At 63.6% G+C, this 20,680-nt stretch carries 19 protein-coding genes; 10 read left to right on the top strand and 9 right to left on the bottom strand.

The window, feature by feature from the left end:
• The first annotated feature begins 1 nt into the window (after window position 1).
• The 5 genes from tusC to CAG29_RS16935 all read left to right on the top strand — a co-directional run bounded on the left by tusC (window position 2) and on the right by CAG29_RS16935 (window position 3,080).
• Window positions 2–358: a sulfurtransferase complex subunit TusC gene (gene tusC, locus CAG29_RS16955; protein WP_085580101.1), complete on the top strand. Its 357-nt coding sequence runs from the start codon at window positions 2–4 to the stop codon at window positions 356–358.
• A complete protein-coding gene (gene tusB, locus CAG29_RS16950) occupies window positions 358–651 on the top strand; it encodes a sulfurtransferase complex subunit TusB (RefSeq protein WP_085694838.1) in 294 nt (97 codons plus the stop codon). Before tusC ends, tusB begins: the two co-directional genes overlap by 1 nt.
• A complete protein-coding gene (locus tag CAG29_RS16945) occupies window positions 648–983 on the top strand; it encodes a TusE/DsrC/DsvC family sulfur relay protein (protein ID WP_085579851.1) in 336 nt (111 codons plus the stop codon). Before tusB ends, CAG29_RS16945 begins: the two co-directional genes overlap by 4 nt.
• Window positions 980–1,981 carry a glycosyl transferase family protein gene (locus tag CAG29_RS16940; RefSeq protein WP_085656371.1) on the top strand — a complete coding sequence of 334 codons (1,002 nt, stop codon included), beginning with the start codon at window positions 980–982 and terminating at the stop codon, window positions 1,979–1,981. Before CAG29_RS16945 ends, CAG29_RS16940 begins: the two co-directional genes overlap by 4 nt.
• A 91-nt stretch (window positions 1,982–2,072) precedes the next feature.
• Window positions 2,073–3,080, top strand: coding sequence for a glutathione S-transferase family protein (locus tag CAG29_RS16935; protein WP_085637645.1), 1,008 nt, complete (start codon window positions 2,073–2,075; stop codon window positions 3,078–3,080).
• Between the two features lie 103 nt (window positions 3,081–3,183).
• Here the strand turns inward: CAG29_RS16935 and cysG are convergent, their stop codons facing one another.
• The 6 genes from cysG to CAG29_RS16905 form a co-directional block, all read right to left on the bottom strand.
• On the bottom strand, window positions 3,184–4,578 hold the full coding sequence (gene cysG, locus CAG29_RS16930) for a siroheme synthase CysG (RefSeq protein ID WP_085579844.1): 1,395 nt from the start codon (window positions 4,576–4,578) through the stop codon (window positions 3,184–3,186).
• A 1-nt stretch (window position 4,579) separates the two neighbouring features.
• Window positions 4,580–5,860 carry a serine--tRNA ligase gene (gene serS / locus CAG29_RS16925; RefSeq protein ID WP_085579842.1) on the bottom strand — a complete coding sequence of 427 codons (1,281 nt, stop codon included), beginning with the start codon at window positions 5,858–5,860 and terminating at the stop codon, window positions 4,580–4,582.
• A 15-nt stretch (window positions 5,861–5,875) separates the two neighbouring features.
• Window positions 5,876–6,250: a fluoride efflux transporter CrcB gene (gene crcB / locus CAG29_RS16920; protein ID WP_085637648.1), complete on the bottom strand. Its 375-nt coding sequence runs from the start codon at window positions 6,248–6,250 to the stop codon at window positions 5,876–5,878.
• Window positions 6,247–7,572 carry a replication-associated recombination protein A gene (locus CAG29_RS16915; protein ID WP_085694837.1) on the bottom strand — a complete coding sequence of 442 codons (1,326 nt, stop codon included), beginning with the start codon at window positions 7,570–7,572 and terminating at the stop codon, window positions 6,247–6,249. Before CAG29_RS16915 ends, crcB begins: the two co-directional genes overlap by 4 nt.
• A 61-nt stretch (window positions 7,573–7,633) precedes the next feature.
• Window positions 7,634–8,254 carry an outer membrane lipoprotein chaperone LolA gene (lolA, locus tag CAG29_RS16910; protein WP_085630532.1) on the bottom strand — a complete coding sequence of 207 codons (621 nt, stop codon included), beginning with the start codon at window positions 8,252–8,254 and terminating at the stop codon, window positions 7,634–7,636.
• Window positions 8,255–8,333: 79 nt separating this feature from the next.
• Window positions 8,334–10,745: a DNA translocase FtsK gene (locus CAG29_RS16905; RefSeq protein ID WP_085579833.1), complete on the bottom strand. Its 2,412-nt coding sequence runs from the start codon at window positions 10,743–10,745 to the stop codon at window positions 8,334–8,336.
• 496 nt (window positions 10,746–11,241) lie between these two features.
• Here CAG29_RS16905 and aat point away from each other — a divergent pair, with 496 nt between their 5' ends.
• The 3 genes from aat to infA all read left to right on the top strand — a co-directional run bounded on the left by aat (window position 11,242) and on the right by infA (window position 13,019).
• Window positions 11,242–11,922 carry a leucyl/phenylalanyl-tRNA--protein transferase gene (aat, locus tag CAG29_RS16900; RefSeq protein WP_085579831.1) on the top strand — a complete coding sequence of 227 codons (681 nt, stop codon included), beginning with the start codon at window positions 11,242–11,244 and terminating at the stop codon, window positions 11,920–11,922.
• Window positions 11,923–11,979: 57 nt separating this feature from the next.
• Window positions 11,980–12,687, top strand: coding sequence for an arginyltransferase (locus CAG29_RS16895; RefSeq protein ID WP_085579829.1), 708 nt, complete (start codon window positions 11,980–11,982; stop codon window positions 12,685–12,687).
• Window positions 12,688–12,800: 113 nt separating this feature from the next.
• Entirely contained in the window at window positions 12,801–13,019 is a 219-nt protein-coding gene (gene infA / locus CAG29_RS16890) for a translation initiation factor IF-1 (protein ID WP_002553999.1), read from the top strand.
• A gap of 261 nt (window positions 13,020–13,280) precedes the next feature.
• On the opposite strand, the gene clpA is transcribed toward infA, so the two are convergent.
• Both clpA and clpS read right to left on the bottom strand, forming a co-directional pair.
• Window positions 13,281–15,551: an ATP-dependent Clp protease ATP-binding subunit ClpA gene (gene clpA, locus CAG29_RS16885; RefSeq protein ID WP_085579827.1), complete on the bottom strand. Its 2,271-nt coding sequence runs from the start codon at window positions 15,549–15,551 to the stop codon at window positions 13,281–13,283.
• Window positions 15,552–15,581: 30 nt separating this feature from the next.
• Entirely contained in the window at window positions 15,582–15,944 is a 363-nt protein-coding gene (clpS, locus tag CAG29_RS16880; protein ID WP_015094394.1) for an ATP-dependent Clp protease adapter ClpS, read from the bottom strand.
• Between the two features lie 224 nt (window positions 15,945–16,168).
• Between clpS and CAG29_RS16875 the strand changes: the two genes are divergently transcribed.
• Window positions 16,169–16,450: a cold shock domain-containing protein gene (locus tag CAG29_RS16875; RefSeq protein ID WP_085579826.1), complete on the top strand. Its 282-nt coding sequence runs from the start codon at window positions 16,169–16,171 to the stop codon at window positions 16,448–16,450.
• An 80-nt stretch (window positions 16,451–16,530) separates the two neighbouring features.
• On the opposite strand, the gene icd is transcribed toward CAG29_RS16875, so the two are convergent.
• Window positions 16,531–17,787 carry an NADP-dependent isocitrate dehydrogenase gene (gene icd, locus CAG29_RS16870; protein WP_085579824.1) on the bottom strand — a complete coding sequence of 419 codons (1,257 nt, stop codon included), beginning with the start codon at window positions 17,785–17,787 and terminating at the stop codon, window positions 16,531–16,533.
• A 483-nt stretch (window positions 17,788–18,270) separates the two neighbouring features.
• Between icd and CAG29_RS16860 the strand changes: the two genes are divergently transcribed.
• Window positions 18,271–20,496, top strand: coding sequence for an NADP-dependent isocitrate dehydrogenase (locus CAG29_RS16860; protein WP_085579822.1), 2,226 nt, complete (start codon window positions 18,271–18,273; stop codon window positions 20,494–20,496).
• Window positions 20,497–20,680: the final 184 nt, after the last annotated feature.

The raw sequence follows: 20,680 nt of genomic DNA, 5'->3' as shown, positions 1-20,680 counted from the left end.
CATGGCCAAATCCCTGTTGATCATCAGCCGCCAGTCGCCATGGTCCGGCCCCGGCGCCCGCGAGGCGCTGGACATCGTGCTGGCCGGCGGCGCGTTCGATCTGCCGATCGGCCTGCTGTTCCTCGACGACGGCGTGCTGCAACTGGCCGCCGGGCAGAACGCCAAGGCCTTGCAGCAGAAGGACCTGAGCGCCAATCTGCAGGCGCTGCCGATGTTCGGCGTCGAAGAACTGTTCTACTGCGCCGACAGCGCCGCCCTGCGCGGCCTCGGCGATCTGTCGCTGGACGAGGCGCAGCCCTTGGCCGCCGACCGCATCACCGCCCTCATTGACCGTTACGACCAAGTGATCACGCTCTGATGTCGACTTTGCATGTGCTGTCCCATTCCCCGTTCGGCGACGAACGCCTGACCAGATGCCTGCGCCTGCTGGGCAGCGCCGACGCCCTGCTGCTGTGCGGCGACGCCGCCTATGCCCTGCAGCCCGGCACCGCGCCGTTCGCTGCGCTCCAGGCCCGCAACGCCAGGCTGTACGTGCTGGCCGAAGACGCCCAGGCCCGAGGGCTTGAGGTTCCGGACTGGGCCGACGCCATCGACTATCCGGCCTTCGTCGAGCTGTCGGTGCGCCACGACAAGGTCAACACCTGGCTATGAAGACCCTGACCGTCGGCGCCCGCGCCATCGAACTGGACAAGGACGGCTTCCTGGTGGACCTGAGCGACTGGTCGGCCGAGGTCGCCGCTGCCCTCGCCGTCGCCGAAGACATCGAGCTGACACCCGACCACTGGGAAGTCCTTGAGCTGCTGCGCGCCTTCTACGCGGAGTTCGAGCTGTCCCCGGCCACCCGGCCGCTGATCAAGTACACCGCCCTGAAGCTGGGCCCGGACAAGGGCAACAGCCTGCACCTGAACCGCCTGTTCAAAGGCACCCCCGCCAAGCTCGCCGCGAAACTGGCGGGCCTGCCCAAACCGACGAATTGCCTATGACCGACTTTCCAGCGCTGACCCTCGAAACGCCCGCCGAGCATCCGTTCGCCCAGTTCGTGCGGATCCTGGGCAAAGGCAAGCGCGGCGCCCGCGACCTGACCCGCGCCGAGGCCCGCGAGGCCATGGGCATGGTGCTGGACGGCAAGGTCGAGGACACCCAGCTCGGCGCCTTCCTGATGCTGCTGCGGCACAAGGAGGAAAGCGCCGAAGAGATGGCCGGCTTCACCGAAGCCCTGCGCGAACGCTTGCATGCCCCGTCGTTGGCCATCGACCTGGACTGGCCGACCTATGCCGGCAAGAAACGCCACCTGCCGTGGTATCTGCTGGCGGCCAAGTGCCTGGCGCAGAACGGCGTGCGCATCTTCATGCACGGCGGCGGCGCCCACACCGCCGGGCGTCTGTACAGCGAACAGCTGCTCGGTGAGCTGAACATCCCACTGTGCCGCGACTGGCAGCAGGTCGGCTCGGCGCTGGACAACGGCGGCCTGGCGTTCATGCCGCTGGTAGACTGGGCGGCGCCGTTGCAGAAGATGATCGACTTGCGCAACACCTTGGGCCTGCGCTCGCCGATCCACTCGCTGGCACGGATCCTCAATCCGCTGGGCGCCCGTTGCGGCCTGCAAAGCATTTTCCATCCCGGCTATCAGGCGGTGCACCGCGAAGCCAGCGGCCTGCTGGGCGACACGGCCATCGTGATCAAGGGCGACGGCGGCGAAATCGAGATCAACCCGGACGCCGACAGCCACCTGTACGGCACCGCCGGCGGCGCAAGCTGGGACGAGGAATGGCCGCGGCTGTCGGCCCAGCGCCACGTCAAACCGGCATCGCTGGAGACCCGCCAATTGAAGGCGGTCTGGCGCGGCGAGTCGGACGACAGCTACGCCCGCATGGCTTTGATCTCGACCATGGCGCTCGCCCTCCGGGGGCTGGGCCAGAGCCGTGAGCAAGCCTTCGAAACGGCCGAACAATACTGGGCTGCACGGAACAAATCGATTTAATCGATCATAGCTGCCCGATCTTTGCGCTTTTTGTTCGAACCCATCGGAATAGACTCCACTCCAACGATTATTGGTTTGCGGAGTCTTGAACATGGGTTTACTGGTCGATGGCCGCTGGCAGGACAAATGGTACGAAAGCGACAAGGACGGCGCCTTCCGGCGCGAACAGGCGCAACGCCGCCATTGGGTCACCCGCGACGGCCGCCCCGGCCCCAGCGGTGAAGGCGGCTTTGCCGCCGAGGCCGGGCGCTACCACCTCTATGTGTCGCTGGCCTGCCCGTGGGCCCACCGCACGCTGATCCTGCGCAAGCTCAAGGGGCTGGAAAGCCTGGTCGACGTCTCGGTGGTCAGTTGGCTGATGCTGGAAAACGGCTGGACCTTCGACAAGGCGCTGGGCTCCACGGGCGACCGGCTCGACGGCTTCGACTTCATGCACCAGCGCTACACCGCAGACACCCCCGACTACACCGGCCGCGTCACCGTGCCGGTGCTGTGGGACAAACGGCTCAAGCGCATCGTCAGCAACGAATCGGCGGAGATCATCCGCATGTTCAACAGCGCGTTCGACGGCTTGACCGGCAACGGCCTGGACTTCTACCCGGCACCTTTGCGCAGTGAAATCGATGGGCTGAACGAGCGGATCTACCCGGCGGTCAACAACGGCGTGTACCGCGCCGGCTTCGCCACTTCGCAGCAGGCGTATGAAGCGGCGTTCGACGATGTGTTCGCCGAACTGGATCACCTGGAAAGGCTATTGGGCACCCACCGCTACCTGGCGGGAGAGTTCCTCACCGAAGCGGACATCCGTCTGTTCACCACCCTGATCCGCTTTGACGCGGTGTACCACGGGCACTTCAAGTGCAACCTGCGGCGGATCGCCGATTACCCGAACCTGTCGAACTGGCTGCGCGAGCTGTACCAGTGGCCGGGCATCGCCGACACGGTGGATTTCCAGCACATCAAGCACCACTACTACGGCAGCCACAAGACCATCAACCCGACCGGCGTCGTGCCCAAAGGTCCGGAGCAGGACTTCACCGCGGCCCATGACCGGGCGCGGCTGAGCGGGAAAGGGATCTGGAATCACATCAGCGTTTGAGGGCCTCAATCGCCAGCAGGCTGGCTCCTACAGGGGATCTGTGTCGTTCACGAATCCAAGGTGGGAGCCAGCCTGCTGGCGATCGGCACAATGCGGTCTGTCGTCAGACTTGCCCCTGAGCCCCTTCGAACCACGCCAGTTTCTCGCGCAGTTGCACCACTTCGCCGACGATCACCAGGGTCGGCGCATGCACTTCATGCTCCGCCACCAACCCGGGCAGGTCGGCCAGGGTGCCGGTGAACACCCGCTGATTGACCGTGGTGCCCTGCTGGATCAGCGCCGCCGGGGTGTCCGCGCCGCGCCCGTGCTTGATCAACTGCTCGCAGATGACCGGCAGCCCCACCAGGCCCATGTAGAACACCAGCGTCTGCGCCGGCGCGACCAGGTCGGCCCAGGGCAGATCGGTGGAACCGTCCTTCAGGTGCCCGGTGACGAAACGCACCGACTGCGCGTAGTCGCGGTGGGTCAGCGGGATCCCGGCATAGGCCGCGCAACCGCTGGCCGCCGTGATGCCCGGCACGACCTGGAACGGGATGCCGTGGGCCGCCAGTTCTTCGATCTCTTCGCCGCCGCGGCCGAAGATGAACGGATCGCCGCCCTTGAGCCGTACCACGCGCTTGCCGGCCTTGGCCAGATCCACCAGTTGCCGGTTGATCTGATCCTGGGGCACCGCGTGGTCGGCGCGGCGCTTGCCGACGTAGACCCGCTCGGCGTCCCGGCGGCACAGCTCCAGAATCGCCGGCGCCACCAGACGGTCGTACAGCACCACGTCAGCCTGCTGCATCAGGCGCAAGGCGCGGAAGGTCAGCAGATCCGGATCGCCGGGCCCTGCGCCCACCAGATACACCTCGCCGGTGGCCACCGGTGCCTGGCCATCGATCTTGGCCTGCAGCAGACGTTCGGCCTCGGCGCCCTGCCCGGCCAGTTGCCGGTCGGCGATCGGCCCCTGGAACACGTCCTCCCAGAAGGCACGACGCTGCTGCACGTCGGGAAACAGGTTTTTGACCTGATGCCGGAAACGCGCGGCGAGACCAGCCAGATGGCCGTAGGTGGCAGGGATCCAGGTCTCGATCTTGGCGCGGATCAGCCGGGCCAGCACCGGCGCGTCGCCGCCGCTGGACACCGCGATGATCAGCGGCGAACGGTCGACGATGGCCGGGAAGATCACGCTGCACAGGGCCGGCGCGTCCACCACGTTGACCGGCACGCAACGCCGATGGGCATCGGCGGAGACCTGCGCGTTCAGCGCTTCATCGTCGGTGGCGGCGATGATCAGCCCGCAGCCGTCCAGATCCGTGTCGAGATAACCGCGCAACAGGCACTCACCGCCGCTGGCGGTCACCAGATCACGCAGTTGGGCTTCGATTTCAGGTGCGACCACCCGCAGCAGCGCACCGGCGTCGGCCAGCAGGCGGGACTTGCGCAAGGCAATCTCCCCCCCGCCGACGACCAACACACGACTGCCGCGCAGGTTGTGAAACAGCGGCAGATAGTCCATGTCAGCCGATGACCTCAAGGCCACCCATGTACGGCTTCAGCACGTCCGGCACGCGGATCGAACCGTCGGCCTGCTGGTAGTTCTCCAGCACCGCCACCAGGGTGCGGCCGACCGCCAGGCCGGAACCGTTGAGGGTGTGCACCAGCTCAGGCTTGCCGGTTTCCGGGTTGCGGAAGCGCGCCTGCATGCGGCGGGCCTGGAAGTCGCCGCAGTTGGAGCACGACGAGATCTCGCGGTACTTGTCCTGGCTCGGGATCCACACTTCCAGGTCGTAGGTCTTGACCGCGCTGAAGCCCATGTCACCGGTGCACAGCGCCAGGGTGCGGTACGGCAGCTGCAGCAGCTGCAGCACCTTCTCGGCGTTGGCGGTCAGGCTCTCCAGGGCTTCCATGGATTTGGACGGCTCGACGATCTGCACCATCTCGACCTTGTCGAACTGATGCTGGCGGATCATGCCGCGGGTGTCGCGGCCCGACGCGCCGGCTTCGCTGCGGAAGCACGGGGTGTGGGCGACGAACTTGATCGGCAGCTGCTTGGCGTCGACGATTTCGCCGGCCACGATGTTGGTCAGCGACACTTCGGCGGTCGGGATCAGGTACAGGTCGGCCTCACCGTCGCGGCCGATCTTGAACAGGTCTTCCTCGAACTTCGGCAACTGGCCGGTGCCTTGCAGCGCCGGCGCCTGCACCAGGTACGGGGTGTAGGCCTCTTCGTAGCCGTGCTCGGTGACGTGCAGGTTGATCATGAACTGCGCCAGGGCGCGGTGCAGACGGGCGATCGGGCCGCGCAGCAGGGCAAAACGCGCGCCGGACAGCTTGGCGGCGGTCTCGAAATCCAGCCAGCCGAACTTCTCGCCCAGAGCGACGTGGTCCTGCACCGGGAAGTCGAAGGCGGTCGGCGTGCCCCAGCGGCGCACTTCCACGTTGCCGTCTTCGTCTTCGCCGACCGGCACCGATTCGTGCGGCAGGTTGGGGATGCCCAACAGGATCGCGTCCAGCTCGGTCTGAATCTTGTCCAGCGCAGCCTTGCCTTCGTTCAGTTGGCTGCCCATGTTCTCGACATTGGCCATCAGCGGGGCGATGTCTTCGCCGCGTTGCTTGGCCTGACCGATGCTCTTGGAGATCGCGTTGCGTTCAGCCTGAAGCTTTTCGGTTTCGGTCTGGACTTCCTTGCGCTGCTCTTCCAGCGCTTCGATGCGCGCGACGTCCAGGGCAAAGCCACGGGAAGCCAGGCGGTCCGCTACGTCCTGAAGGTTGCTACGTAACAGTTTGGAATCGAGCATGTCGGTCTCTCGTTGTCAAAGTTTGGTCAGGGACAGGCCGGCCCAGGTGGCGAGCAGCCCGCCGAATACGCTGAGCGCCGCATAGCCCAAGGCCAGCGGCACCTGCCCGCTTTCCAGCAGGCGCACCGTATCCAGTGAAAAGGATGAAAAGGTCGTCAGCCCTCCGAGGAAGCCGACGATCAACCCGGCACGCACCTCGAAAGGCACCTCCGGGCGTATCAAAAACAGGCCGTACAGCACGCCGATCAAAAGACAGCCCACGATATTAACGGCCAGCGTCGCGGTATAGAAGTGCCGCGGCCAGTTGGCGTTGACCCAATTGCCGGCGGCGAAGCGCAGCAGCGTGCCGGCGACGCCACCGATGGAGACTGCAATGATCGCTGGAATCACGGTTTTCTCCGCTGGCGGGGGCTCAGCCGGTCGAGTTGGGCAAGGTGATTGAGCTTTTCGCCGATCTTCAGCTCCAGGCCACGGGGCACCGGCTGGTACAACGGAATCGGCTCGAGCGCTTCCGGGAAATAGTCTTCGCCGGCGGCATAGGCGTCCGGCTCGTCGTGGGCGTAGCGGTATTCGTCGCCGTAGCCCAACTGCTTCATCAGCTTGGTCGGGGCGTTGCGCAGGTGCAGCGGCACTTCCAGCGAACCGTGCTCGGCGGCGGCGCGCATCGCAGCCTTGAAGCCCATGTACACCGCGTTGCTTTTCGGCGCGCAGGCCAGGTAGGTGATGGCCTGGGCCACCGCCAGTTCGCCTTCGGGGCTGCCGAGGCGCTCCTGCACGTCCCACGCCGCCAGGCACAGGCTGAGGGCCCGGGGGTCGGCATTGCCGATGTCCTCGCTGGCCATGCGCACCACACGCCGGGCCAGGTACAGCGGATCGCAACCGCCGTCGATCATCCGCGCGAACCAGTACAGCGCACCGTCCGGGTTGGAGCCGCGCACCGACTTGTGCAGCGCGGATATCTGGTCGTAGAACGCTTCGCCGCCCTTGTCGAAACGCCGGCGGGTGTCGCCGAGCAGGCTCTGCAGCAGGTCGGTGCCGATCTCACTGTCGTCGTCGGCCAGGTCCGAGGCGTTCTCCAGCAGGTTGAGCAGGCGCCGGCCGTCGCCGTCGGCGGCCGACAGCAGCATCTGGAAGCCTTCGTCGCTGAGGGTGAGGTGGCGTTTGCCCAGGCCCCGCTCTTCGGTCAGCGCCCGGTGCACCAGCTTGCGCAGCGCAGCTTCGTCCAGGCTCTTGAGCACATACACACGGGCCCGCGACAGCAGCGCGTTGTTCAGTTCAAATGACGGGTTTTCGGTGGTGGCGCCGATGAAGATCAGCGTGCCGTCCTCGACGTACGGCAGGAACGCGTCCTGCTGGGACTTGTTGAAGCGGTGCACCTCGTCGACGAACAGGATCGTGCGCCGGCCGTACTGCGCGGCCTGCTGCTTGGCGATTTCCACCGCCTGACGGATCTCCTTGACCCCGGCCAGCACCGCCGACACCGTTTCGAAGTGCGCATCCGACACTTCCGCCAGCAGCCGCGCCAGGGTGGTCTTGCCCACGCCCGGCGGGCCCCAGAAGATCATCGAATGCAGCGCGCCCTGCTCCAGCGCCTCGCGCAGCGGCTTGCCGCGGGCGAGCACGTGCTCCTGGCCGACGTATTCGTCCAGGTTGGTGGCGCGCAACCGGGCCGCCAAAGGCTGGGCCAGGGGCTCTCTGCGAAACAGATCCATCACGTACCGTTGAAACCTCTAGGCGTTGATCCTGCGGGCTCTCGCCCACAGGGTTCAGGGGTTATTCCTGGATCACGTCGGCACCCTTGGGGATGTCGAACTTGAACTTGGACGCCGGAATCGCTTCGTTGGCCTTCACCCCGGTGAACAGGATGTTGGTGCGCTGGCCGACGCTGTCGATCAGTTGCATGTCATTGACCAGGCCGTTGCGGAACGACAGGCGCAGGCTGTCGAACAGGGTGTCCTTGGTCTTCGGCTTGAGGGTGAAGTCGATCACGCCGCCGGCTTCCTTGGCGGTGATGTCGAAGCTCTGGCTGATCTTCGACACATCGCCCGACAGCAACAGGGCCGGGGTCTGGGTCAGGCGCTCGTCCAGCTTCTTGATCGTCGCCTGCTCAAGGTCCGGGTCCCACAGGGTGACCTTCTTGCCGTCGGAGACCATGGTCTGCTCGGCCGGCGCGTCGGTGTGCCAGTAGAACAGGCCCGGGCGCTGCAGCGACATCTCGCCGGCGGTTTCCTGCAATTGGGTGCCGCTGCCGTCGAGGGTCAGCTGGGAAAAGCGTGCGGTGAGGGTCTTGGATGTTTCCAGCAGTTGGGTCAGGCGCGCCACGTCCTTTTCGTCGGCGTGGGCCGAAAGCGTGGTCAGGGCCAGTACCGGCAGCAGCATGCGGATCAGACGCATGGGAGTCCTCTTGAATACTCGTGGGAGAGCGGACGGCGCCTCATTGCGCCGTCCCGGCTGTTGAATCCGGGGGTTTGACTCAGTCGCGCACCGGCCCCGGGGCCAGCACCTCACGCGAACCGTTGGTGTTCATCGCCGTGACGACCCCGGCCATTTCCATGGCTTCGATCATCCGGGCGGCGCGGTTGTAGCCGATCTTCAGCTTGCGCTGCACCGCAGAGATGGAAGCCCGGCGGCTTTCGAGCACGAACTGCACGGCTTCGTCGTACAGCGCGTCGGCTTCCGGATCGTCGCCTTCGCCACCGCCGCTGCTGCCTTCGAAACCGCTGCCCGCCTCTTCGACACCGTTGAGGATGTCGTCGTTGTATTCCGGCGCGCCGCGCAGTTTCCACGCCTCCACCACCCGGTGCACTTCGTCGTCGGAGACGAACGCGCCGTGCACCCGGATCGGCAGGCTGGTGCCCGGCGGCATGTAAAGCATGTCACCGTGGCCGAGCAACTGTTCGGCGCCGCCCTGGTCGATGATGGTGCGCGAGTCGATCTTGCTCGACACCTGGAACGCCATCCGCGTCGGGATGTTGGCCTTGATCAGGCCGGTGATCACGTCCACCGACGGCCGCTGGGTCGCGAGGATCAAGTGGATGCCGGCGGCCCGCGCCTTCTGGGCGATGCGGGCGATCAGCTCTTCCACCTTCTTGCCGACGATCATCATCATGTCGGCGAACTCGTCCACGACCACGACGATGGTCGGCAGCTTCTGCAGCAGCGGCGCCTCGTCGTGGATGCTTTCGCGCTTGTACAAAGGATCGCTCAACGGCTCGCCGGCGTCCTGGGCTTCCTTGACCTTGGCGTTGAAGCCGGCCAGGTTGCGCACGCCCATCTTCGCCATCAGCTTGTAGCGCCGCTCCATCTCGGCGACGCTCCAGCGCAGGGCGTTGGCCGCGTCCTTCATGTCGGTGACCACCGGGCACAGCAGGTGCGGAATGCCTTCGTAGATCGACAGTTCGAGCATCTTCGGGTCGATCATGATCAGCTTGGCGTCTTCGGGGCCCGACTTGAACAGGATCGACAGGATCATCGCGTTCACGCCCACCGACTTACCGGAACCGGTCGTACCGGCCACCAGCAGGTGCGGCATCTTGGCGAGGTCGGTGATGACCGGCTTGCCGCCGATGTCGTGGCCGAGGGCCAGGGTGACCGGCGACTTGAAGTTGTCGTACTCAGGCGTCGACAGCACCTCGGAGAACCGCACGATCTGCCGGTCTTCGTTGGGGATCTCGATGCCGACGGTGGTCTTGCCCGGAATCACCTCGACCACCCGCACGCTGGTCACGGCCAGGGAACGCGCCAGGTCTTTGGCCAGGTTGGCGATGCGGCTGACCTTCACGCCGGCGGCCGGCTGGATTTCGTAGCGGGTGATGACCGGGCCCGGATGGATCGAGTCCACCGTGACCTCGACGCCGAATTCCTTGAGCTTGATCTCCAGCAGGTGACCGATCGCCGCCAGGGACTCGGGGGAATGGTTGAGCTGTTTCTTTTCCGCCACATCGAGGATCGAGATCGGCGGCAAGGTGCCTTCCACGGCGCTGTCGACGAACAGCGGCACCTGCTTTTCCTTCTGCACGCGCTTGCTCGGCTCCGGCGCCTTGACCGGGGCCGGCATGATGACCGGCGGCACCTGTTTCTCCCGCTCGGACATGTGCTTGCTCAGGGCCTGTTCGCGTTCGATCAGGCGTTCCTTGACCTTGGCCTGCTCGCGCTTGTCCGGCACCGCCGGGGCGACGACCTCGTCCACACGGTCATCGACTTCGCGCAGCTGGGCAACCAGTTGCCGGCGCTCGGTGCGCGCCGCCCACCAGCGGTTGAGCGCGCCCTGGAACAGTTCGAACAGGTCGAGGGTGATCTTGCCGGTGACGTCCATCACCTTGAACCACGACAGGTCGGTGAATACCGTCAGGCCGAACAGGAACAAGGCGATGAACAGCAAGGTGCTGCCCTGGATGTTCAGAGCGTTCCTGGCCAGGTCGCCGAGGCTTTCGCCCAGCGCCCCGCCGGCGCCGGCCGGCAGGCTGGAGGCCGCGGCATGAAAATGGATGTGGGCCAGCGCGGCGCCCGACAGCACCAGGAACACCAGGCCGATCAGGCGCCAGGAGAACAGCCAGCCGCTCCACTGCCAGGGCTCGTGGCGCTGACGGAAGATCTGGTAGGCCTTGATCGCCAGCAGCAGCGGGAAGATGTACGCGAAGTAACCCAGCACCATGAACAGGATGTCGGCGCTGTAGGAGCCGGCCGGACCGCCGAAGTTCTGCACGTCGTCGATCTTGCTGTTGTGGCTCCAGCCCGGATCGTCCTTGCCGTAGGTCAGCAAGGCCATCATCAGGAACAGGCACAAGGCACCGATGGCGATCAGCGCACCTTCCTTGAGCCGGTAGTGCAACTGCTGACGCCAGAGCGGAACGACTGCTTTTGGTGCTTCCGTGGATTTCTTCAAAACGCTTCTTTTCCTGCGCCTGAGGCGCGTCCATCTATTGAATTGACGATAAAGAACTGCCCGATCCCAGGCAGGCAAAAAATTGACGGGCACAACCGAAACCCGTTTTAACACTGCATCGGTGCCTTAATAAACTCGGCACACGGAGAATATTCTGCAACAGCCCGGCATTGTACGGGTTTGCACGCGTGTTGCCATGCCCGCGCCCGTGCAACAAGCATAGCCAAGCGCACGGATCCTGCGGCTCAATTTGAGCATGCATTACCTTTTGTGACAAAGGCTTATGAGGTGTATTTGATGAACGTCACGAAGCGCCCGGCGCCGATCGCCGCACAATGCCCGACGCCTGCCGCGCCACCCGTCTGCGCGACGCCCGATTACGACCGCGCCCGCCCGGCCAAGTTGCAGCCGCGCAGGATCGGGAGGACATTCCCGTCATTTAGCGGCACACTCTAGCGCAGCCACCGCCCTCCCCTCTTCCGCAAGCCCGAATGCCATGCTGACCTGGTTACAACGCAACACCCTGACATTTCCGCCCCTGGAAAAGGCCATGCGCGATCCCAACGGATTGCTGGCGGCCGGCGGCGACCTGTCCGCCGACCGGCTCATCCAGGCCTACCGCCACGGCTGCTTTCCGTGGTTCTCCGAAGGCCAGCCGATCCTCTGGTGGTCGCCTGATCCGCGCACGGTGCTGTTTCCCGACGAACTGCACGTCTCCCGCAGCCTGGCCAAGCTGATGCGCAAACAGCGCTACCGGGTGACGTTCGACCAAGATTTCGCGGCGGTGATCAGCGCCTGCGCCGCGCCGAGGGACTATGCCGACGGCACCTGGATCACTCAAGCGATGCAGGACGCTTACCTCGAACTGCACCGGCGCGGCTTTGCCCATTCGGTGGAAGTCTGGGACGGGGGCGAACTGGTCGGCGGCCTGTACGGCCTGGCCATGGGCCAACTGTTTTTCGGCGAATCGATGTTCAGCCGCGCCGACAATGCCTCCAAGTACGGTTTCGCCACGCTGGTGCAGCACCTGAAGGACGCGGGGTTCGTCCTGATCGACTGCCAGATGCCCACCGACCATCTGCACAGCCTCGGCGCCCGGGCGATCTCGCGCCGCACCTTCGCCGACTACCTGGCGCGGCACCTGGATCGGCCGAACCAGGCCACCTGGGTTTGCTGAGCGACTTTTGCGCACCTGGCTTACACTTAATTCACAAGCTTACCCCGAGGGTTGATCATGACCGAGTTGGCGCGTTTGAAGTTCTATGCCACTCAGCCTCATTCCTGCAGCTACCTGCCGCAGGAGCAGGCCACGACCCTGTTTCTCGACCCCAGTCAGCCCATGGATGTGCATGTCTACGCAGACCTGTCGGAAATGGGTTTTCGTCGCAGCGGCGACCATCTGTACCGTCCGCACTGCCAGAACTGCAATGCCTGCGTGCCGGCGCGCATCCCGGCGCTGCAGTTCAGCCCCAACCGCCAGCAGAAGCGCATTTTCAAGCGCAATGCCGACCTGCAGGTGCGACCGGTGAAGCCGGGCTTCAGCGAAGAGTATTTCGACCTGTACCAGCGCTACATCGAGCAACGGCACGCCGACGGCGACATGTACCCGCCCAGCCGTGACCAGTTCGCCACGTTCCTGGTGCGCGACCTGCCCTTCTCGCGCTTCTACGAGTTCCGGCTCGACGGACGGTTGCTGGCCGTGGCCGTCACCGACCTGCTGCCCAACGGGCTGTCGGCGGTCTACACCTTCTATGAGCCGGAGGAAGAACGCCGCAGCCTGGGGCGCTACGCCATCCTTTGGCAGATCGCCGAAACCCGGCGCCTCGGGCTGGACGCGGTCTATCTGGGCTACTGGATCAAAAACTGCAAAAAGATGAACTACAAGACCCAGTACCGCCCCATCGAACTGTTGATCAATCAGCGCTGGGTCATCCTCAACTGAACGCAAACCCTTAAACCCCTTGGCGTAAACACCACTTTTCGGGCACAATGCACGCCGCTTTTGCCTGGCGCAGTTGCACCGGGCCATTCACTGGACACCGAGGGCTTTACTGCATGTCGAAAGAAGACAGCTTCGAAATGGAAGGCACTGTCGTCGACACCCTGCCAAACACCATGTTTCGCGTGGAATTGGAAAATGGGCACGTCGTTACCGCGCATATCTCCGGCAAGATGCGCAAGAACTACATTCGTATTCTTACCGGTGACAAAGTGCGCGTCGAGCTGACGCCCTATGACTTGAGCAAAGGGCGCATCACTTACCGCGCTCGCTAAGCAAGTCAATACAAGACGCCCGGCCCTGCCGGGCGTTTTTGTTTGCGCGGGATTTGACCTGCGGCGCCCGGACTGACGCCATCGCCAGCAGGCTGGCTCCCACAGGTTAATGCACCACGCAGATCCAATGTGGGAGCGAACCTGCTCGCGATAGCGTCCGCGCGGTCGGCCATGATGTCGACCGGCACAGGGACGACCAAGAATGCCCGGACAGCAAAAAGGCGCCATAAGGCGCCTTTTTGCTGTGTCGTGGTTTTGGCCTCAGGCCATTTCCGCCGTGGTTTCGAACTCGAAGGTCAGCTCGCCGTCCTTGATGTCGATGTGCACCACACCGCCATGCTCGGCCAGTTCGCCAAACAGGATTTCCTCCGCCAGCGGACGCTTGATCTTGTCCTGGATCAGGCGCGCCATCGGACGGGCACCCATCGCCGAGTCGTAGCCGCCGGCCGCGAGCCAGCTGCGGGCCGCGTCGGTGACTTCCAGCAGCACCCGCTTGTCTTCCAGCTGCGCCTGGAGCTCGGTGAGGAACTTGTCCACCACGCTCTTGATGACTTCGTGGCTGAGGCGACCGAACTGGATGATGGTGTCCAGGCGGTTGCGGAACTCCGGCGTGAAGCTCTTCTTGATCACTTCCATCGCATCGGACGAGTGGTCCTGATGGGTGAAACCGATCGAAGCGCGCGCCGCGGTCTCGGCACCGGCGTTGGTGGTCATGATGATGATCACATTGCGGAAATCCGCCTTGCGCCCGTTGTTGTCGGTCAGCGTCCCGTGGTCCATCACCTGCAGCAGCAGGTTGAAGACTTCCGGATGCGCCTTCTCGATTTCGTCGAGCAGCAGCACGCAATGCGGTTGCTTGGTGATCGCCTCGGTCAGCAGGCCGCCCTGGTCGAAGCCGACATAACCCGGAGGCGCACCGATCAGACGCGAAACGGTGTGGCGTTCCATGTACTCGGACATGTCGAAGCGAACCAGCTCGATGCCCAGCGCCTTGGCCAACTGCCGAGCGGCTTCGGTCTTGCCGACGCCGGTGGGACCTGCGAACAGGAACGAACCCACCGGTTTGTCAGGCGACTTCAGCCCGGCACGGGACAGCTTGATCGCAGTCGACAGGGAGTCGATCGCCGCGTCCTGGCCGAACACCGTCAGTTTCAGGTCGCGTTCGAGGTTGCGCAGCAGTTCCTTGTCGGAGCTGGTGACGTGTTTCGGCGGAATCCGCGCGATCTTCGCCACGATGTCCTCGACCTGGGCCACGTCGATGCGCTTCACGCGCTTGTCCGCCGGCTGCAGGCGCTGGTAGGCGCCCGCCTCGTCGATGACGTCGATGGCCTTGTCCGGCATATGCCGGTCATTGATGTAGCGCGAGGCCAGTTCGGCGGCGGCGCGCAGGGACTCGTCGCTGTACTCGATGTTGTGGTGCAGCTCGAAGCGCCCTTTCAGGCCGCGCAGGATGCCGATGGTGTCTTCCACCGACGGTTCGACGACATCGACCTTCTGGAAACGCCGCGCCAGGGCCCGGTCCTTCTCGAAGATGCCGCGAAATTCCTGGAACGTGGTCGAGCCGATGCAACGGATGTCACCGGACGACAGCAGCGGCTTGAGCAGGTTGGAGGCGTCCATGACGCCGCCGGACGCCGCGCCGGCACCGATGATGGTGTGGATCTCGTCGATGAACAGGATCGCCTGCGGACGTTTCTTCAGCTCGTTGAGCAGCGCCTTGAAGCGCTTCTCGAAATCGCCGCGGTACTTGGTGCCGGCCAGCAAGGCACCGAGGTCGAGGGAATAGACGACGCTGTTGATCAAGAGATCCGGCACCAGGCCGTCGACGATGCGCTTGGCCAGGCCTTCGGCGATCGCGGTCTTGCCCACGCCCGCCTCGCCCACCAGCAGCGGGTTGTTCTTGCGCCGGCGCGCGAGGATCTGCGCGACGCGCTCGACTTCCGTCTCGCGGCCGACCAGCGGGTCGATCCGGCCCTGACGCGCCAGTTCGTTGAGGTTGCTGGCATACGCGTCCAAAGGATTGCCTGAAGAAGAAGACTCACCGCCCTCGTCGTCCTGCATATCTTGCTCACCCTCAGAATGTTCGCCATGCCCAGGCACCTTGGAAATGCCATGGGCGATATAGTTGACGACATCGATGCGTGCGACGCTCTGCTGCTTCAGCAGGAAAACCGCCTGACTCTCTTGCTCACTGAAGATCGCGACCAGCACGTTGGCGCCGGTCACTTCGCGTTTGCCCGAGCTCTGAACATGAAAGACAGCACGTTGCAGCACACGCTGGAAGCCCAGGGTCGGCTGGGTTTCGCGGTCCTCGTCATGGACGGGGATCAGCGGCGTGGTGGAGTCGATGAACTCCTGCAGGTCGTGCTTGAGTTTGTCGAGGTTTGCGCCGCAGGCACGCAAAACGGTGGCGGCAGCCTCGTTATCCAATAAGGCCAGCAGCAGGTGTTCGACGGTCATGAACTCATGACGCTTCGAACGGGCCTCCTTGAAGGCAAGATTGAGGGTGACTTCGAGCTCGCGGTTTAACATAGCTTCACCTCATACCCAAGTGGTCGGCGATTAACCGTCCTTCTCGATTTCACAGAGTAGCGGATGCTGGCTTTCCCTGGCGTACTGGTTGACCTGCATGGCCTTTGTCTCGGCGATGTCGCGGGTAAACACTCCACATACTGCCCGCCCTTCTGTATGGACGGCCAGCATGACCTTGGTCGCCAGCTCGCGATTCAGGTTAAAAAACACCTCGAGCACTTCGACGACGAAATCCATCGGTGTGTAGTCATCATTGAACAAAACCACCTTGTACATCGGCGGCGCCTGCAATGCAGGCTTTGCTTCCTGAACAGCAATGCCCGCTGAATCGTCGTCGTGTAAATCAGGGCGATCCTGATTGAATGTTAGTCGAATCTGGCTGATTGCATGCATGGAAAGAAAGGTTCGTCAGTTGTGCAAATACAGTGGTGGGGGCGGCTGCACGCGTTTTCAACTCCGATTGCCCGGTCACCTTGACTATCGGGAAAACGGTGTTACAACCAATAGAACCCACGGTGGGTAAAAAAGATCCGCGGAGTCCTGTTCGCAAACGAATTCGACTGCGGATGAATCGGATGATACTCCAGCGTTGGAGTCTGTTGCAGAGGGATTTGAGCATGGCTGTCGGCAAGGTGAAATGGTTCAACAATGCCAAGGGATTCGGCTTCATCAACACCGACGCCCGCGAAGGCCGGGACGAGGACGGCAAGGAAATCGACTTTTTTGCCCACTACTCCGCCATCGAGATGGATGGCTACAAGACCCTCAAGGCCGGGCAGCTCGTCAACTTCGAGATCGTACAAGGGCCAAAAGGCCTGCATGCCGTCAAGATCACGACTACCGACGCCACCAAAGAACGCACAGCGGCCGCCGGCCAGGCGCAGACGGTCGCCCACTGATCCGAGCGCACCTGCCGCCCTAAACGAAACCGCCCGGTTCGAATCATCGAACCGGGCGGTTTGCATTGCGGCGGATTCGCTTACATGTGCGAGATCAGCGCCTCGCCGAAGCCCGAAGACGACACCAGCTTCGCGCCTTCCATCAGGCGTTCGAAGTCGTAGGTCACGGTCTTGGCCTTGATCGCGCCGTTGGTGCCCTTGATGATCAGGTCGGCTGCCTCGGTCCAGCCCAGGTGGCGCAGCATCATCTCGGCCGAGAGGATCACCGAGCCCGGGTTGACCTGATCCTTGCCGGCGTACTTGGGCGCCGTGCCGTGGGTGGCCTCGAACATGGCCACGGTGTCGGACAGGTTGGCGCCCGGCGCAATGCCGATGCCGCCCACTTCCGCCGCCAGGGCATCGGAGAGGTAGTCACCGTTGAGGTTCAGCGTGGCGATCACGTCGTACTCGGCCGGACGCAGCAGGATCTGCTGGAGCATGGCGTCGGCGATGGCGTCCTTGACGATGACTTCGCGGCCGGTCTTCGGGTTCTTGAACTTCATCCACGGGCCGCCGTCCAGCAGCTCGGCGCCGAACTCTTCCTTCGCCACCTCATAGCCCCAGTCCTTGAAGGCACCTTCGGTGAATTTCATGATGTTGCCCTTGTGCACGATGGTCAGCGACTTGCGGTCGTTGTCCACCACGTACTGCAGGGCCTTGCGCACCAGGCGCTTGGTGCCTTCCTTGGAGACGGGCTTGATGCCGATGCCGCAATCCTGGTCGAAGCGGATCTTGGTGACGCCCATTTCCTCTTTCAGGAACTTGATGACCTTGGTGGCCTCCGGGGAACCGGCCTTCCACTCGATGCCGGCGTAGATGTCCTCGGAGTTCTCGCGGAAGATGACCATGTCGACGTCGCCTGGCTTTTTCACCGGGCTCGGCACGCCGTCGAACCACACCACCGGCCGCAGGCAGACATACAAGTCGAGCTGCTGGCGCAGGGCGACGTTGAGGGAGCGGATACCGCCGCCGACCGGGGTGGTCAGCGGGCCCTTGATGGAGACGACGTAATCCTTCACGGCGTCCAGGGTTTCCTGAGGCAGCCAGGTGTCCTGGTCATAGACCTGGGTCGCTTTTTCGCCGGCGTAGACCTCCATCCAGGAAATCTTGCGCTTGCCTCCGTAGGCCTTGGCCACGGCAGCATCCACCACTTTGATCATCACCGGACTGACGTCGACGCCAATGCCGTCGCCTTCGATGAAGGGAATGATCGGGTTATCAGGGACATTGAGAGAATGGTCTGCATTGACGGTGATTTTGTCGCCGACGGCCGGAACCTGAATCTTCTTGTAACCCATGCTGAACTCCACTCATTGGATTGAACATCTGGCTTCGTCCGAGCGTAACCCACTTGAATCAACACGCAAACCCTCTGTTCCGGGCACGGGCCCATCCCGCTTCCTACAAGCCTGAAAGCAAAGGGAAAAGCGCCAATCTCAAGCATTGCCGGCAACTTGCCGCCCGCCGCTGCCCTGCGACCTTTAGACCAATGGACGAGAATCGTTGCATATGAACCATCGGCAGATTGCCAGCTACCTATGTATAATGCCGCCCGCTGACCACAGGGTCACGACGGCTGGCCTCTCTACGACGAGACTTTCCGCCTGATTTGGCCGGGCTGATACCGCAGCCTGACCGCATGACGCTCTACTGATGCACCCAACATCACCGCGAAGAAACCTCGACACTCGGTTCATGGATGACTTTGAACGAACGCGCTTACCCGGCGCCCCTCGAGTTTCTGCGCACGCTTTAGCAAAGAAGAGAGAGTTAATCCGAATATGCCCACCCGCTCGAAGATCATCTATACCTTCACCGACGAAGCTCCAGCCCTCGCCACCTACTCCCTGCTGCCGATCATCGAGGCCTACACCGCTTCGGCCGATATCGCCGTGGAAACCCGCGATATCTCTCTTGCAGCACGCATCCTGGCCAGCTTCCCCGAGCAACTGGGCGACAAAGCCGTAGCCGACCACCTTGCCGAACTGGGCGAACTGGCGGTCACGCCTGAAGCCAACATCATCAAGCTGCCGAACATCAGCGCTTCGGTACCGCAACTGCAGGCCGCCATCAAAGAGCTGCAGGCCCAGGGCTACAACCTGCCGGACTACTCGGAAACCCCGGCCACCGACGCCGAAAAAGACGCCAAGGCCCGTTACGACAAGGTCAAGGGCAGCGCCGTGAACCCGGTTCTGCGTGAAGGCAACTCCGACCGCCGCGCTCCGCTATCGGTCAAGAACTACGCGCGCAAGCACCCGCACAAGATGGGCGCCTGGGCCAAGGACTCCAAGTCCCACGTCGCCCACATGAGCGCCGGTGACTTCTACGGCAGCGAGAAGGCTGCCCTGATCGAAGCCGCCGACGCGGTGAAGATCGAACTGATCGCCAAGGACGGCACCGCCACCGTCCTGAAAGAAAAAACCAGCGTTCAGGCCGGCGAGATCCTCGATTGCGCCGTGATGAGCAAAAACGCTCTGCGCGCCTTCATCGCCGCCGAAATCGAAAGCGCCAAGGCCCAAGGCGTACTGCTGTCGGTTCACCTGAAAGCCACCATGATGAAGGTCTCCGACCCGATCATGTTCGGCCAGATCGTTGCCGAGTTCTACAAAGATGCCCTGGCCAAGCACGCCGACGTGCTGGCGCAGATCGGCTTCAACCTGAACAACGGCATCGGCGACCTGTACGCCCGCATCAAGACCCTGCCGGCCGAGCAGCAAGCCGCCATCGAAGCCGACATCCAGGCGGTCTACGCCGTTCGTCCAGCGTTGGCGATGGTCAACTCCGACAAGGGCATCACCAACCTGCACGTGCCGAGCGACGTGATCGTCGACGCCTCGATGCCGGCCATGATCCGTGACTCCGGCAAGATGTGGGGCACCGACGGCCAACTGCACGACACCAAGGCCGTGATCCCGGACCGCTGCTACGCGACCATCTACCAGGCCGTGATCGAAGACTGCAAAGCCAACGGCGCCTTCGATCCAACCACCATGGGCAGCGTGCCGAACGTCGGCCTGATGGCCAAGAAGGCCGAAGAGTACGGCTCCCACGACAAGACCTTCCAGATCAAGGCCGACGGCGTCGTCCGCGTGACCGACAGCAAGGGCACCCTGCTGATGGAACAGGCTGTCGAAGCCGGCGACATCTTCCGCATGTGCCAGACCAAGGACGCGCCGATCCAGGATTGGGTCAAGCTGGCCGTCAACCGTGCCCGCGCAAGCAGCACCCCGGCCATTTTCTGGCTGGACCCGATGCGCGCCCACGACGGCGTGGTGATCGAGAAGGTCCAGGCCTACCTGAAAGACCACGACACCGCCGGCCTGGACATCCAGATCATGGCCCCGGTCGAGGCGATGAAGGCCACCCTGCAGCGCACCCGCGAAGGCAAGGACACCATTTCGGTGACCGGCAACGTACTGCGTGACTACCTGACCGACCTGTTCCCGATCATGGAACTGGGCACCAGCGCCAAGATGCTGTCGATCGTGCCGCTGATGAACGGCGGTGGCCTGTTCGAGACCGGCGCCGGCGGTTCGGCTCCGAAGCACGTGCAGCAACTGGTCGAAGAGAACTTCCTGCGCTGGGACTCGCTGGGTGAATTCCTGGCCCTGGCCGCGTCCCTGGAACACCTGGGCGTGAACTACGGCAACCCGAAAGCGCTGGTGCTGGCCAAGACCCTGGACCAGGCCACCGGCCAGTTCCTGGACAACAACAAGTCGCCATCGCGCAAGGTCGGCAACATCGACAACCGCGGCAGCCACTTCTACCTGGCGCTGTACTGGGCCCAGGCCCTGGCCGCCCAGACCGAAGACGCCGCGCTGCAAGCGCAGTTCGCGCCGCTGGCCAAGACCCTGACCGAGAACGAAGCGACCATCGTCGCCGAACTCAACGCCGTTCAGGGCAAGCCAGTGGACATCGGCGGCTACTACCACGCCGACGCCGAGCTGATCAGCAAGGCCATGCGCCCGAGCGCCACGCTCAACGCGGCCATCGCGGCGCTGGTGTAAGGCAGTAAAGGCAACATCACAAACCCCGGCCAAGTGCCGGGGTTTGCGTTTCTGAAGACGACACAAACCCTTGTGGGAGCTGGCTTGCCAGCGATGACGGCCGATCAGCCAACAATCATGGTGACTGGCCCACCGCTATCGCTGGCAAGCCAGCTCCCACAGGGATAGTGTTTCAAGTTTTGGG

This window comes from Pseudomonas sp. B7(2017), assembly GCF_002112745.1.
Classification (GTDB): Bacteria; Pseudomonadota; Gammaproteobacteria; order Pseudomonadales; family Pseudomonadaceae; genus Aquipseudomonas; species Aquipseudomonas ekonensis.
This window is presented reverse-complemented; position numbering and strand designations above follow the sequence as displayed.